Annotated in this window: 13 protein-coding genes; 6 read left to right on the top strand and 7 right to left on the bottom strand. The window is 70.2% G+C overall.

Annotated features, from left to right (window positions below; genetic code table 11):
• Positions 1–3 precede the first annotated feature (3 nt).
• Entirely contained in the window at positions 4–1,398 is a 1,395-nt protein-coding gene (locus AMK13_RS13230) for a glutamine synthetase family protein (RefSeq protein WP_074002342.1), read from the bottom strand.
• A gap of 165 nt (positions 1,399–1,563) precedes the next feature.
• On the opposite strand from AMK13_RS13230, the gene AMK13_RS13225 reads away from it, so the two are divergent.
• The 3 genes from AMK13_RS13225 to AMK13_RS13215 all read left to right on the top strand — a co-directional run bounded on the left by AMK13_RS13225 (position 1,564) and on the right by AMK13_RS13215 (position 4,603).
• Positions 1,564–2,292 (top strand): gamma-glutamyl-gamma-aminobutyrate hydrolase family protein, encoded by a 729-nt coding sequence (locus AMK13_RS13225; protein ID WP_049649881.1) that lies wholly within the window; start codon positions 1,564–1,566, stop codon positions 2,290–2,292.
• A gap of 194 nt (positions 2,293–2,486) precedes the next feature.
• Positions 2,487–3,641, top strand: a complete 1,155-nt coding sequence (locus AMK13_RS13220) for a cation diffusion facilitator family transporter (protein WP_074002341.1) — start codon at positions 2,487–2,489, stop codon at positions 3,639–3,641.
• A gap of 59 nt (positions 3,642–3,700) precedes the next feature.
• Positions 3,701–4,603 carry a 5'-3' exonuclease gene (locus AMK13_RS13215; protein ID WP_074002609.1) on the top strand — a complete coding sequence of 301 codons (903 nt, stop codon included), beginning with the start codon at positions 3,701–3,703 and terminating at the stop codon, positions 4,601–4,603.
• A gap of 66 nt (positions 4,604–4,669) precedes the next feature.
• Here the strand turns inward: AMK13_RS13215 and AMK13_RS13210 are convergent, their stop codons facing one another.
• The 6 genes from AMK13_RS13210 to AMK13_RS13185 all read right to left on the bottom strand — a co-directional run bounded on the left by AMK13_RS13210 (position 4,670) and on the right by AMK13_RS13185 (position 9,321).
• A complete protein-coding gene (locus AMK13_RS13210; protein WP_074002340.1) occupies positions 4,670–5,137 on the bottom strand; it encodes an NUDIX domain-containing protein in 468 nt (155 codons plus the stop codon).
• Between the two features lie 286 nt (positions 5,138–5,423).
• The gene (locus AMK13_RS13205; RefSeq protein ID WP_049649888.1) at positions 5,424–6,518 is read right to left on the bottom strand and encodes a radical SAM protein; all 1,095 of its coding nucleotides are present in this window, start codon (positions 6,516–6,518) and stop codon (positions 5,424–5,426) included.
• 13 nt (positions 6,519–6,531) lie between these two features.
• Positions 6,532–7,065, bottom strand: coding sequence for a class IV adenylate cyclase (locus AMK13_RS13200; protein ID WP_074002339.1), 534 nt, complete (start codon positions 7,063–7,065; stop codon positions 6,532–6,534).
• Positions 7,052–7,660, bottom strand: coding sequence for an AAA family ATPase (locus tag AMK13_RS13195; protein ID WP_074002338.1), 609 nt, complete (start codon positions 7,658–7,660; stop codon positions 7,052–7,054). The genes AMK13_RS13200 and AMK13_RS13195 overlap by 14 nt, the downstream gene beginning before the upstream one ends.
• A 27-nt stretch (positions 7,661–7,687) precedes the next feature.
• Entirely contained in the window at positions 7,688–8,641 is a 954-nt protein-coding gene (locus AMK13_RS13190) for a hypothetical protein (protein WP_074002337.1), read from the bottom strand.
• Positions 8,638–9,321: an ATP-binding protein gene (locus tag AMK13_RS13185; protein ID WP_074002336.1), complete on the bottom strand. Its 684-nt coding sequence runs from the start codon at positions 9,319–9,321 to the stop codon at positions 8,638–8,640. Before AMK13_RS13185 ends, AMK13_RS13190 begins: the two co-directional genes overlap by 4 nt.
• Before the next feature lie 301 nt (positions 9,322–9,622).
• On the opposite strand from AMK13_RS13185, the gene AMK13_RS13180 reads away from it, so the two are divergent.
• The 3 genes from AMK13_RS13180 (at position 9,623) to AMK13_RS13170 (ending at position 12,734) form a co-directional block, all read left to right on the top strand.
• Positions 9,623–10,972, top strand: coding sequence for a tetratricopeptide repeat protein (locus tag AMK13_RS13180; protein ID WP_241852865.1), 1,350 nt, complete (start codon positions 9,623–9,625; stop codon positions 10,970–10,972).
• 33 nt (positions 10,973–11,005) lie between these two features.
• Positions 11,006–11,908 (top strand): phosphotransferase, encoded by a 903-nt coding sequence (locus AMK13_RS13175; RefSeq protein ID WP_049649896.1) that lies wholly within the window; start codon positions 11,006–11,008, stop codon positions 11,906–11,908.
• A gap of 337 nt (positions 11,909–12,245) precedes the next feature.
• Positions 12,246–12,734: an SAM-dependent methyltransferase gene (locus AMK13_RS13170; protein ID WP_074002334.1), complete on the top strand. Its 489-nt coding sequence runs from the start codon at positions 12,246–12,248 to the stop codon at positions 12,732–12,734.
• The last annotated feature ends 143 nt before the right edge of the window (positions 12,735–12,877 follow it).

Genomic DNA, 12,877 nt, shown 5'->3' with positions numbered 1-12,877 from the left:
GACTCACATCCGTTCGAAGGATCGGTAGCGCTCCCAGTCGGTGACCGCCCCGTCGTAGGCGGACTGCTCGACCCGGGCCATGTTCAGGTAGTGCTCGACCACGTCGTCGCCGAAGGCTTCGCGGGCCAGTGCGCTGTCCGCCCAGAGCCCGGCGGCCTCGCGCAGCGAGCCGGGCACCCGCGCGTACTCCTCCACCGCGTAGGCGTTGCCGAGGCAGGGCGCGGGCAGGTCCAGCTTGCGCTGCAGCCCGTGCAGGCCGGCCGCGATCATCCCGGCCACCGCGAGGTACGGGTTGACGTCGCCGCCCGGTACCCGGTTCTCCATCCGCAGGCCGGGGCCGTGGCCGACCACCCGGTAGGCGCAGGTTCGGTTGTCCCGGCCCCAGGCGACGGCGGTCGGGGCGAAGGAGCCCGGGCGGTAGCGCTTGTAGGAGTTGATGTTCGGCGCGTACAGCAGGCTGAACTCGCGCAGCGCGACCAGCTGGCCGGCCAGGAAGTGCCGCATGGTGTCGGTCATCCGGCCGTCCCGGTCGGCGAAGGCGGGGGCGCCGACGGCGTCGCGCAGCGAGAGGTGGATGTGGCAGCTGTTGCCCTCGCGCTCGTCGTACTTGGCCATGAAGGTGAGCGCGCAGCCGAGTTGGGCGGCGATCTCCTTCGCACCGGTCTTGTAGACGCTGTGCTGGTCGCAGGTGGTGAGGGCGTCGGCGTAGCGGAAGGCGATCTCGTGCTGGCCGAGGTTGCACTCGCCCTTGGCGGACTCCACCACCAGGCCGGCGCCGGCCATCTCGGTGCGGATCCGGGACAGCAGCGGCTCGACCCGGGCGGTGCCCAGCATCGAGTAGTCCACGTTGTAGAGGTTCGCCGGGGTCAGGCCGCGGTAGCCCCCCAGCCAGGCCTGCTCGTAGGTGTCGCGGAAGACCAGGAACTCCAGCTCGGTGCCGATGTCGGCGGCCAGACCGTACTCGGCGAGCCGGGCGATCTGGCGGCGCAGCAGCTGGCGCGGGGCGGCGTCCACCGGGTGGCCGCCGTGCCGGGCGAGGTCGGCGGTGACCTGGGCGGTGCCGGGCTGCCAGGGGGTCAGCCGCAGGGTGCCGAGGTCGGGGCGCATCGCGAAGTCGCCGTAGCCGGTGGCCCAGGAGGAGAAGGCGTAGCCGTCCACGGTGTTCAGGTCGACGTCGACGGCCAGCAGGTAGTCGCAGGCCTCGGCGCCGTGCTCGGCCACCTCGTCGAGGAAGAACCGGGCGGCGAAGCGCTTGCCCTGGAGGCGCCCCTGCATGTCGGTGAAGGCGAGCGCGACGGTGTGCACCTCACCGGTGTCCACCAGGGCGCGCAGCCGGTCCAGGGTCAGCGGCGGCCGGGGCGGCGAGCCCGCGGCGGCCCGTTCGGGCGTTTCGGACATACCGAACCCTCCTCCTCGATCACTCTTCGAGATCAAACGGTCACAGCGAACCGTACGGCCTGCGACTCGCGGGGCGGAAGAGGGCGGGTGGGTGTCGGGCGCCCGTGGCGCGCCGACGCGCGTGGCTGACGGTGGATCAGGTGCTCCGGGGGGAGAATGCGCGCCATGGATCGCAGGCCTTTGATCGGCGTCAGCACCTACCTGGTGGACGCGAGTTGGAGCGATTGGCGGGGCCGCCGGGTGGCCCTGCTGCCCGAGCGGTACACCGCACAGGTCCGGGACTCCGGCGGGATCGCGGTCCTGCTGCCGCCGGACGTCCCGGAGCGCGCCCCGGAGGTGCTGGCCCGGCTGGACGGCCTGGTGATCGCGGGCGGGCCGGACATCGACCCGGCGTACTACGGGGAGCCGGCCCACCCGGCGACGGAGGTGGACTCGCCGGAGCGGGACGCCTGGGAGGTCGCGCTGCTGCGGTCGGCACTGGCGGCGGGGATGCCGCTGCTGGCGGTCTGCCGGGGGATGCAGGTCCTGAACGTGGTGTGCGGCGGGACGCTGGTGCAGCACCTGCCGGACGTGGTGCCGGTGGACGTGCACGGCGGCTCGCCCGGGTGCTACGGCTCGCACCTGGTGCGGCCGGTGCCGGGGACGCTGCTGGGCGGGCTGCTGCCGGAGAGCGAGCTGGAGGTGCCGACCTTCCACCACCAGGCCGTCGACCGGGTGGGGGCGGGCCTGCGGGTGAGCGCCCACGCGCCGGACGGGACGGTGGAGGCGGTGGAGGGGCCGGGGTTCGCGCTCGGGGTGCAGTGGCACCCGGAGCAGGGGGACGACCTGCGGCTGATGCGGGCCCTGGTCCGGGCGGCCACCGCGGCGGTCCTCGACGCGATGGCGCTGGGGTAGATCAACTGGGCGCGGGGGAAAGGGAGTTCGGGAGGCCGGCCGGGTGCGGAGTGAGCCGGATCCGGCCGCCCGGACGGGAACGACAACGGTCACCAGTACAACCTTTGGATCTTTGTCGATTCTGCGGTTCACTTCGGTTGCGGGGCGGTCGTATCGCGCCCCCTTTCCCACCCGTGCGCCCAGAGAGGACTTCCATGGCCGGGCACGAGCACTCGCACGATGATCATGCGCATGACCAGAGGCACTCGCCCTCGCACTCGCACGGCTCCGGGGGGCACGCGCATGGTTCCGGCGGGCACTCCCACGGCTCCGGGGGGCACTCGCACGGCTCCGGGGGACACGGCGGCCACTCGCACGGCGTCGCCGCCGACGCGGACCGCCGCTGGCTGCTCAGCGCCCTCGCCCTGATCGTCGTCTTCATGGCCGGCGAGGTCGTGGTCGGCTTCGCCGCCCAGTCCCTGGCCCTGATCTCGGACGCGGCGCACATGCTCACCGACGCCGCCTCGATCGTGCTCGCGCTGATCGCCATGCGGCTCGCCGCCCGCCCGGCCCGGGGCGGCTACACCTACGGCCTCAAGCGCGCCGAGATCCTCTCCGCGCAGGCCAACGGGGTCACCCTGCTGGTGCTGTCGGCCTGGCTGGGCTACGAGGCGGTCACCCGGCTGTTCGAGCCGCCGCAGGTCACCGGCTCGCTGGTGCTGATCACCGCGCTGATCGGGATCGTCGTCAACCTCGCGGCCACCTGGTGCATGTCCAAGGCCAACCGCAGCTCGCTGAACGTCGAAGGCGCCTTCCAGCACGTCCTGACCGACCTGTACGCCTTCATCGCCACCGCCGTCGCCGGCGCGATCGTGCTGACCACCGGCTTCGCCCGGGCCGACGCCATCGCCTCGCTGATCGTCGTCGCACTGATGCTCAAGGCCGGCATCGCGCTGGTCCGGGACTCCGGACGGATCTTCCTGGAGGCCGCCCCGGCCGGGATCGACCCGGACGCCGTCGCCGACCGGATGGTCACCGAACCGCTGGTCGAGGAGATCCACGACCTGCACATCTGGGAGATCACCTCCGGCCAGCCCGCCCTGTCCGCACACATCCTCGTCACCCCCGGCGGCGACTGCCACGCGGTGCGGCGCTCCCTGCAGCGCCGGCTCTCGGACGAGTACGGCATCACCCACTCCACCCTCCAGGTCGACCACGTCGGCGAGGACGAGGCCGGCGCGCTGCTGCAGATCGCCACCCCGCCCGACTCCACCGCCGCCCCCAACGGCGCCTCCGCCGCCTCCTCCGCCGCCGAGCACTGCGCCGACTCCCACGGCCCGGTCCACCGCGCCGGACCGCACGAGCACTGAGAACCGGCGGTCCGTCACCGCCGTACGGCATGATCTGAGACGTGACCGCACCGCGACTGATGCTGCTCGACTCCGCCAGCCTGTACTTCCGGGCCTACTACGGCGTACCGGACACCCTGCGCTCGCCGCAGGGTGAGCCGGTCAACGCCGTCCGCGGCCTGCTGGACTTCATCGCCCGGCTGGTCCACGACCACCGGCCCGACCAGCTGGTCGCCTGCATGGACGCCGACTGGCGCCCGCAGTGGCGGGTCGACCTCGTCCCCTCCTACAAGACCCACCGGGTCGCCGAGGCCGCCGAGGACGGCGAGGAGGAGGTGCCCGACACCCTGGCCCCGCAGGTCCCGGTGATCGAACAGGTGCTGGACGCCCTCGGCATCGCCCGGGTCGGCTCCGCCGGCTACGAGGCGGACGACGTGATCGGCACCCTCACCGCCCGCGCCACCGGCCCGGTGCAGATCGTCACCGGCGACCGCGACCTCTTCCAGCTGGTCGACGACGCCCGCGGGATCACCGTGCTCTACCCGGTCAAGGGCATGGGCAACCTCCAGGTCACCGACGACGCGCTGCTCCAGGAGAAGTACGGCGTACGCGGCGCCCAGTACGCCGACATGGCCGCCCTGCGCGGAGACCCGTCCGACGGCCTGCCCGGCGTCAAGGGCATCGGCGAGAAGACCGCCGCCCAGCTGATCAACGAGTACGGCGACCTCCCGGCCATCCGCGCCGCCGCCCTCGACCTCGGCTCCAAGCTCACCCCGGCCCGCCGCCGCAACATCGTCGAAGGCGCCGCCTACCTCGACGTCGCCCCCACCGTCGTCCGCGTCGCCCCCGACGCCCCCCTCCCGGACTTCGACCCGGTCCTCCCCCGCGAACCCCTCTACCCCATGACCCTGGAGGAACTCTCCACCCGCTGGGGCCTCGGCACCTCCCTCGACCGCCTCCTGGAATCCCTCGCCACCCGCTGACCCCGATTCCACCCCGGGGCCCGCACGTTCGCCTCGAACGCGGGCCCCTGCCCTACCGGCCGACCGCTACGCGGCCGGCCAGCCGTGGTGCGCCAGGCCGCCGGGGTCGGTGAGGGCGCCGCGGATGCCTGCGGCGGGGTACGGGATCAGGTCGTCGGGCAAGCCGCCCTCGGCGAACCAGCGCAGGTCCAGGCACTTCTCGGGCTCGCGGTTGACCGGCTCCCCCTCCCACTCGGTGGCGAGGTAGAACAGGCCGAGGCGCAGGGGCGCGGGGGCCTGGTGGTGCAGGACGGTGTAGGCGAGGCGGAGGCGGGCCGGGTCGGCCGTGATGCCGGTCTCCTCCCGCAGTTCGCGGGCGGCGCCGTGGGCGGGCTTCTCGCCGGGGTCAAGCTTGCCGCTGGGGGCGTGCCACTGGCCGTAGCCGTAGGGGCCGCCGCGCTGGGAGAGCAGGATCTTGCCGTCCGGGGTGCGCAGGACGACGTGGACGTCCACGATCGGGAGCGGGGCACGGCCGATGTCGCTGATTGTGCTCATGTTCTCTCTAACTCCCGTACGGGATTTTGGTGTTGACCGTCCGGTGCGATACCGCTTCCAGGATGGCCTGTGCGGTGTCGGGCTCCGTGGTCAGCAGGACTGCGAGGTCGGGGACGTCCGCGCCGCGTAGGCGGCGGCGAGGAGGATCTCGGAGTCCACACAGTTGACACCCTGGAGGACGAGGCCGAAGGGCAGGTGTCAGCCCAACAGTTTCGGATCCCAGCGGCCTCGCTCGACCCGAGCGAGGCCGCAAAGCCATGTCGCCGGGGCCGACCGATCAGGCGGCTCAGGCGGCGGCACCGTACTCGCGCGTCAGCCTCCGGACTTCGGCGTCCTTGAAGGCCAGTACCTCCTCCACGATCCCGCTCTTCGGCAACTCGGCCACGGGCACGCAGAGGTCCATCCGCTGAATGCAGACGCCCACCATGTACTCCCCCTGATCGGTGAGGTACAGGCGGATGCCGTAGTAGCCCTCCTCGCAGTCCGTGTCGTTGTTGAACCGGCACGACGCGCAGGTGTCGGGGAGCCGCACGGGCAGCAACCGCTTGACGTACACCGCCCGGCTGCCGAGCGCCCGGTAGAGGGTGCGCTCGTCGGAGGTCCCGGCGGTGAACGTCCGGAGCACCGGTTCCGCGCCGACCCGGGCCAGCACTTCGGAGATCGCCGCGACCGACTCCGGCCCGTCCTGGATGCTGGTGAGCATCCGCACGTCCGCGAACTGGCCGTACGACTCGACCAGGTTGACGACCCGGCCGACGTGGGCCATTCCGGGGACGACGATGTTCACGGAGACCTTCACGCCGTTGGAGACGGCGGCACGGATGGTCTGCTCCGCCGCCCGGATCTTCGCCTCGGCCAGACCCGGCGTCCTGAAGCGCTCGGACTGAACGACCCGGAGTTCTGCGGCGGTCGTACCGAAGACCGACACGTTGACTCGGCCGAGTCCGGCCGCGGAGCACTCCGCCATCACCTGCCGGCCGCGTTCCCCGTTGCTGGTCATCCCGACGCTCAACCCCATGCCGGTGAGTGCCGCGACCAGCGCGGGCACCTCCGTGTGAAGGGTGGGCTCCCCACCCGTGAGGTGAACCTCGTGGGCGTCGAACGCCCTCGCCACGGTTCGCACCGCCCGCCGGAAGGACGCGTCCGGGGCCATCCTCGCGGCAAGGAAGCCGACCCCGTTCGTCTCGCTGTAGATCGACACACGCCCGGTCCTGCCCGGGCCCGCGACGAAGGGCAGTTCGGCGCGGCCTCGATTGTCGGCGGTGACCGGCGTTCCCTCGTTGTGGCAGAACGTGCAGGCCAGCCCGCAGTCGTCGATCACCTTGATGCGGATCGTCCTGTCCCGGACGACCCTGATCGCCGGACGATGGGTAGCTGACAAGGCTTGTCTCCTGTCACTCGAACGTGAGCCGGGGAATCGCTTCGATGTCGATCCCGTACCGGCGGTAGACCTTGGTGGTGTTCTCGCTCGTCAGCTCCTCCAGGGGGAGCTTGAGCGCGAGGGCGGTCGCGTGGACGTGTTCGGCGCTGTCGCCCTCGATCTCCAGGTAGGGGGGAATCAGCGGCCAGTGGTCGATCTCGATGGCCGCGCCACCGAGCGTCCAGGAGGACCGACGGTTCTCCTGGTACGCCTTCGGCTGGTAGCCGAGCTTGCCGAGGAGCGTGTTCGCGGCGTCGAAGTCACCGACGGTCGTCTCCGTTTCGGCCACGCCGTCGATCGCGTCGGAGTGGATCTCCTTGACGCACAGGGTGACGTCGGTGCCCGTGTCACGCAGCCGGACCCACGCTCCCGGCCGGCCGGGGATGTCGTAGACGTAGCGGCGCTGGAAACGGTCGACCACGTGCTCGGCCCCGGCCTCGGCGAGGAGAACGCGGATCTCCTTCGGATCGACGTCGAGGATCTTCGCTTCGAACTCAGTTGCGGTCATGGGGAATTGCCTTCCTCGATGCGGTGCGGGCATACGAGCGCACGGTATCGGCGATGCTGCGAGCCACCTCGGCAGGCGTGCGGTCGGTGCCGTCGACCCGCAGCAGTCCGAACGCCCGGTACACGCGGGAGCTTTCGGCCACGTTCGGCTCCTCCCGCCGGTGCCAGGAACTCAGCGTTCCCAGCTCGGCCCGCCGGCGAAGCCGCTCCTGGCGGACGCGTTCGTCCACCTCCAGCAGAATCGGCACGTGCGGGACGAGGACTCCCTCCGGGTACTCCGGCGCGCAGTCGTGACCCATCGCCCTGTGCGTGGCGATGGTGCGCGGGAAGTAGGAATCGACCACCACGGTCCGGCCCGCCCCGACAACCGCGCGAGCGGTCTCGGACTTGATGTGATTGGCCATCATCCACCAGTGGAACCGCGCCGCCAGGATGCCGACGGCGTCTACCTCCGCACGCATGCGGGGGAAGGTCGGCAAGGTGTCGTCCGTGAGGTGGACGCCGTCAACGAGGGCCGCGACCAGCGGGGCGACCGTGGTCTTCCCGCTCGCGCTGAGACCGTCGATGGTGATGAAGAATCCTCGGGTCACGTCCATGTGAACTCCGTTTCCTGGTTCGGGCTTTCATCGCGGCCCCCAGTTCCACGGGACCGGGTGGGCGCCGCGCAGGCACGCGAGGCGGTGGGCGGCCTCCTGGCGGATGTTGGCGTCGAGGTGGGCGCGGCGGACCGTGTTCATCACCGTGGTGAGGACGACGATGTCGCGTACGACCTGGTAGCCGGACCAGGCTCCGATGTAGGGGTGGTCCGGGAGCCGATCCTCCCGCTCGTAGGAGAGGTAGGTGTCGGCGTAGGTCCGGTGGTCCTGACGCGGGCCGGTGAGCAGTTCGGAGCGCCAGCGGGCGGCGACCAGGTCCCACTCGCGGTGGCCGCGTCGGAGCGGGCGGCGCAGCAGGAGTCCGACGTGGACTCCGTCGTCATGGCAGGGGACCATGCCGAGGGCACCGAGGACGACGGTTTCCGGTGTCGGCCAGTCGAGGTAGTCCCACTCTTCTCGCAGTTGGGCGGCGCGTTCGCGCAGGAACCGGCGGGCGGACTCGTCCAGCGGCGCGTCGTCCAAGCCGTCCAGCAGGTGGGCGAACGGGTCGTGCTCCCGCAGCCACGGAGCCGTCCCGGGGCCGATGCGGTGGGTGAGGGCGGTCACCCACGCGGAGAGGGACGTGTCGGCGCTCGGCTTCCCTGGGTCCTGCCAGAAGGTCACGGCCTGGCCGTCGACGGCCGCGCGGACCTCGGTGTAGTAGGCGGAGGTGACGGGGAGCAGGTGCTCCCGGAGGAACTGCGCGCCCTTGATGAGCGCCCAGGCCTCGTCCACGTCCGGGTGGACGATGGCGAGTGCGCGCGAGCGCGAGCCGAGCGACCACAGGTGGTTCGGGCTGTCGCTGAGCAGTTCGGCTTTCGCGGGGTCGTCGCCGGTGGCCACGCAGGCCTGCGTCAGGGCCTCGTAGGAGGCCGCGATGTCCAGTCTGCGGGCGGGGCTGATGGTCTTGAGCAGCTTTCTGGTTCGCGTTCCGACGCTCATGGAGCAGTCCTCGGGTACGGAGTGGAAGGGTGGACGGGAGTGGCGGCCCGGCCCGGCCCGTGGAGACGTCGGCTCGCGGCTGTCGGCACGACGGTGCGTTCCCCAGGCCGTTGTGCCGGCCGGTTCGGCCTCGGCGTATTCCCGGGTGCGTGCCCGGGGCCGACCATCAGGCAACGCTCGGGGGGCCGCACGACGGCCTTCGGCTGCACTTCCGCCTCAGCGGCGGTGGCCTGGCCGAAGGTCGCCGGTTCCACGTCGAGTTCGAACCAGACGGACCAGCCGGTGGGCCGCCCCTGAAGGTCGATCCGCTGGTGCCATCCGATGTCGTCCGCGTAGCCGTCGACGACCACCAGTCCGCGGCCACTGGTCGCGTCGAGGTCGTCGACGCTGCTGTTCATCGCCGCTTCGACCACGCTCGGGTCCGTCACTGTGGTCCGCAAACGGCCACGCTCCCGGTCAATGCCCACTTCGATCAACAACACGGCTTCACGGTCAGGGCCTTGACCGGCGGCGTGCTTGATCGCGTTGTCGACGAACTCCGACGAACACACGCGGAGCGCGTACGCCCGGGACTCGTCGAGGACGATGCCGGCTCTCGCGACCTCCTCGGACAACAGGTTGCGGATCGCGCCGAGGGACGCGGTTGTGACCTTGGCTTTGACCTCCAGGACACGGTGCATGGCTGTTCCTCCTGGCTGGACATGGGCAAGTGTTCCCGGGTCATTGGCGGGGGTGGCGAGTGGTGGCCATCGCGTGTCCACAGAGACTCGCCGCGTCAGAGTCGAGGGGCAAGCGGAAGAAGTTGCCGTTACGAGCCGGACTCACTGCTTTGACGCCAGCGGTGATGCAAACCGGCAATGAGTTACTGGTTTTGACGGTCAGTCAGTGACCCCGGGCGACTAGGCTTTCGCTCGGCGATAGTGGAGGTGGGGCGTGGGTCACAAGCCGTCCTGCGCAGCGAGTACCAGGGCCCGTGCCTTGGTGAACGGCTGGACGATCGACATGGCGGTGGCTGCGATCGTTGAGTGCTGTGGCGTTACGCGCCTCCGTGCTCACCGCTTCGCCCGGGGGTGGACACGAGCTCGTGCCGTCAGCGAACTGATCGCCCTGTGCGATGGGTTGGCGCTCGACCGTCCGAATCCGGACGCCGAGCAGCTGGGCGCGTGGGAGCGGAGCGCTCGGATGCCGCGGGCTCAGACCATCGACCTTCTGTGTCGCCTCTACCGGACCGATGCGCAAGGACTGGGACTTTCCGGTGGCTACCGGGCGGATGTGTGCTCGCCTGTGACCGTGTTCACGCCGCCCGTCGCACCCGATGTTCCGGTGACCGAACGTGCGGCCGCACCCGGGTCGCCTGACGTGAGCGACCCGTTCGATGCTGTGGCCCGCGCACACCGGCGCGCCATCGAACGCACGCTGGCGAGCACGACGCTCACCACCGGGGAGCTGGAGTCCCTGGACGGGAAGCTCCTCACGCTGCGACGGGACTACGTGTCCGACCCCCCGATGGTGATGCTGGCACGGCTGCTGACAACCCTGGAGGAAGTCCGGCAGTACTCCGAAGAGCGGCAGCCGGCGCTCGTCCAGGTGCGTCTGTCCGAGATGATCGCCGTGCTGTCCACTCTGACCGCGGACGCCCTGATGAAGCTGGGACGAAAGGAGCAGGCCCGGGACTGGTACGGGACCGGGAAGTCAGCAGCCGACGACAGCGGCAACCGCGAACTGCGCACACGAGTGCGAGTGCAAGCAGCAATGCTGCCGTTCTACTACGGGCCTCTGACCGAGGCAGCAGCCCTTGCCCACGAGGCTGTGCTCCTCAACCGCGGGCGGCCGTCCGCGACAGGAGCGTTCGCCGCCGCCGCGGAAGCCCGGATCAAGGCTCGCCAGGGAGACGAGGACGGCGCCCGCGCGTCGATCGCACAAGCCCGCGGGCTGTTCGAACGCAGTCGGCAGGCAGCCCTGGAGGACGATGCCTGGGCGTTCCCCTATCGGCGGCTCCAGCTCTATTTGTCGGGCGCCTTCACCGCGCTCGGCGACACGGTGCAGGCCGGCCGTGCCCAGGAGGAGGCTCTGCGCCTCTACCCCGACCACACCGGTATCGACCCGGCGCTGCTGCGCTTGGAGCAGGCCATGTGTCTGGTTCGGCAGCGGAGCGTGTCCGAGGCCTGCCAGTTGGCCCGGGACACCTACCTGGCGGTGCCCGGTGACCACCGTACGCAGATCCTCGGCACCCGCGCGGCGGATGTCATCAAGATAACGCCGAAGGAGGCGAGGCCTCGCGCAGCCCGGGAACTCGGCGAACTCCTGGCGCTTCCGTCCGGCGGGACGTGACAGATGCTTCCCCTGCCCGTCAGCCTGACAGGTATGAGTGTTCCGGTTGTCCGGGTCGGCGGGTTCGCCGAAGCCGAGGTCGTCACAATCCTCAACGCCGCGTGCGACCAGGTCGGGCTCGACCCGACCGGAGCCGTGATGCTGCGCGGCCATACCAACGCCGTCTACACGCTGCCGGCCGCCGGGGCGGTCGCCAAGATCGCGAGGGCGGGCACACCCTTGGAGAGCGTCCGCCGTACCGTCCGGCTCGTTCAGTGGCTCACCAGCAAGAACTTCCCCACCGTCGAACTGCTGCCGATGAAGCAACCGGTTGTGGTCGACGGGCATGCCGTGACGTTCTGGCACCACCTGCCCCAGCCCGACCGTCCCGTCCCGGCGGCGCATCTTGCTGTTCCCCTCCGCATGCTTCATGAGCTTCCACTACCTCCCTTCGATGTCCGTCCCGTCGACACAGCCGGTGCCATCAGGCGGTCGATCGCGAAGACCACCGCATTGCCGGCGAACGATGTCGCCTACCTCGAACGGCGGCTGACCGAGCTGGAGGACGCGCTTCGCCAGGTCCGCTACGTCCTGCCGCCGGGGTTGTCACAGGGGGACCCTCAGCACCGGAACGCGCTCCACCACGAGGATTCCGCAGTCCTGTGCGATTGGGACACCGCCTGCTTCGGGCAGCCGGAACTCGACCTCGTCACCGTCGAGATCCACTGTCGCCGCTTCGGCTACGGCCGCGCCCACTATCAGGAGTTCGCCGATGCCTACGGATTCGACGTGACGTCGTGGCAGGGCTACCCCGCCCTGTGCTCGCTCCGTGAACTGCGGATGATCACCACGAACGCCAAGCGGGCCTCAGCCGGAAGCCCGACGATCGCGGAGGTACGACACCGCATCCAAGGGCTGCGGTCCGGACACGACCGGCTCGAATGGAACATCCTCTGACCAGGCCCCGGTTCGGGCCAACGAGTTCCGACGCAACCACTTCGCCCGGATCACATGCCTCCGCCCTCTGCCTCTTGGCGAATCATCCTTGCCGGACTGCACGCCTCAGGGGCGGCAAGGAGCTTCGAGCGCAGCCTCGCGCTCTGGAAAACTTCCTCATTCTCGGTCACCTCAGCCTCGTGAAGGCCGGGCAGCGCTCCAGGGTCGCACTATCTCATCCCAGTCACTCGACGCCATGCAAACCGATCGACGCCGTCGACAGGCGCGCTGCCGAGTACTTGGCAGCCACCATCTGACCCGCCGCCCAAGCGCGGTCCGTTCCAAGGAGAGGAAACACATGAGTGACGTCTTCAGCGTGGAAGCGCTCGGGCACGTTGTAGGAGGTCGAACGGAACCGACCGACGACTACTGGGGAGGGACGCGCGCCATCATCCGGCTCGACGGAGACAGGTTTCCGCTCGACGCAACGAAGGGGCTGGAGGAGTTCTCCCACCTCGACGTGATCTTCCGGTTCCACAGGACCGACCCGACCGATCTGAACTTCGGCGCGCGCCGCCCCCGGGACAACCCGGACTGGCCCGAGGTCGGTGTGTTCGGCCACCGGAACATGCGGCGCATCAACTGGCTCGGCTCCTCCCGCTGTCGGCTCGTGAAGGTCGACGGCCTGGACCTGCACGTCGAGGACCTGGACGCCATCGACGGCACCCCGGTCCTCGAAGTGAAGCCCTGGTTCGAGGAGTTCGGCCCGCGGGGAGAAGTCCGCCAACCCACGTGGACCAGCGAGATGCTCCGCGACTACTTCGCCCCGGCACCGCCCACGGTCTGACCGGCGGCATTGGCTCGTTCGCGTCGGCTGTCTCTTCTCCACGAGAAGTCGACTGGGCCGACTTCCTGCGCAACGCTGTTGAGGCCCAGCGGCGAGGCGAAGCCGAAGCCGCACAGGAGGTGGAAGGTGACGGGTGAAGCGCC

It is taken from the genome of Streptomyces sp. CB02056, from assembly GCF_001905545.1.
Taxonomy (GTDB): Bacteria; Actinomycetota; Actinomycetes; order Streptomycetales; family Streptomycetaceae; genus Kitasatospora.
Note: the sequence above shows the minus strand (reverse complement) of the source record. Positions and strands in the feature narration are given on the sequence as shown.

What these genes read in the sequence shown, in the direction of transcription:
- AMK13_RS13230 (WP_074002342.1), bottom strand. Translation starts at nt 1,398, where the DNA reads ATGTCCGAAACGCCCGAACGGGCCGCCGCGGGCTCGCCGCCCCGGCCG.
- AMK13_RS13225 (WP_049649881.1), top strand. Translation starts at nt 1,564, where the DNA reads ATGGATCGCAGGCCTTTGATCGGCGTCAGCACCTACCTGGTGGACGCG.
- AMK13_RS13220 (WP_074002341.1), top strand. Translation starts at nt 2,487, where the DNA reads ATGGCCGGGCACGAGCACTCGCACGATGATCATGCGCATGACCAGAGG.
- AMK13_RS13215 (WP_074002609.1), top strand. Translation starts at nt 3,701, where the DNA reads ATGCTGCTCGACTCCGCCAGCCTGTACTTCCGGGCCTACTACGGCGTA.
- AMK13_RS13210 (WP_074002340.1), bottom strand. Translation starts at nt 5,137, where the DNA reads ATGAGCACAATCAGCGACATCGGCCGTGCCCCGCTCCCGATCGTGGAC.
- AMK13_RS13200 (WP_074002339.1), bottom strand. Translation starts at nt 7,065, where the DNA reads ATGACCGCAACTGAGTTCGAAGCGAAGATCCTCGACGTCGATCCGAAG.
- AMK13_RS13195 (WP_074002338.1), bottom strand. Translation starts at nt 7,660, where the DNA reads ATGGACGTGACCCGAGGATTCTTCATCACCATCGACGGTCTCAGCGCG.
- AMK13_RS13190 (WP_074002337.1), bottom strand. Translation starts at nt 8,641, where the DNA reads ATGAGCGTCGGAACGCGAACCAGAAAGCTGCTCAAGACCATCAGCCCC.
- AMK13_RS13185 (WP_074002336.1), bottom strand. Translation starts at nt 9,321, where the DNA reads ATGCACCGTGTCCTGGAGGTCAAAGCCAAGGTCACAACCGCGTCCCTC.
- AMK13_RS13175 (WP_049649896.1), top strand. Translation starts at nt 11,006, where the DNA reads ATGAGTGTTCCGGTTGTCCGGGTCGGCGGGTTCGCCGAAGCCGAGGTC.
- AMK13_RS13170 (WP_074002334.1), top strand. Translation starts at nt 12,246, where the DNA reads ATGAGTGACGTCTTCAGCGTGGAAGCGCTCGGGCACGTTGTAGGAGGT.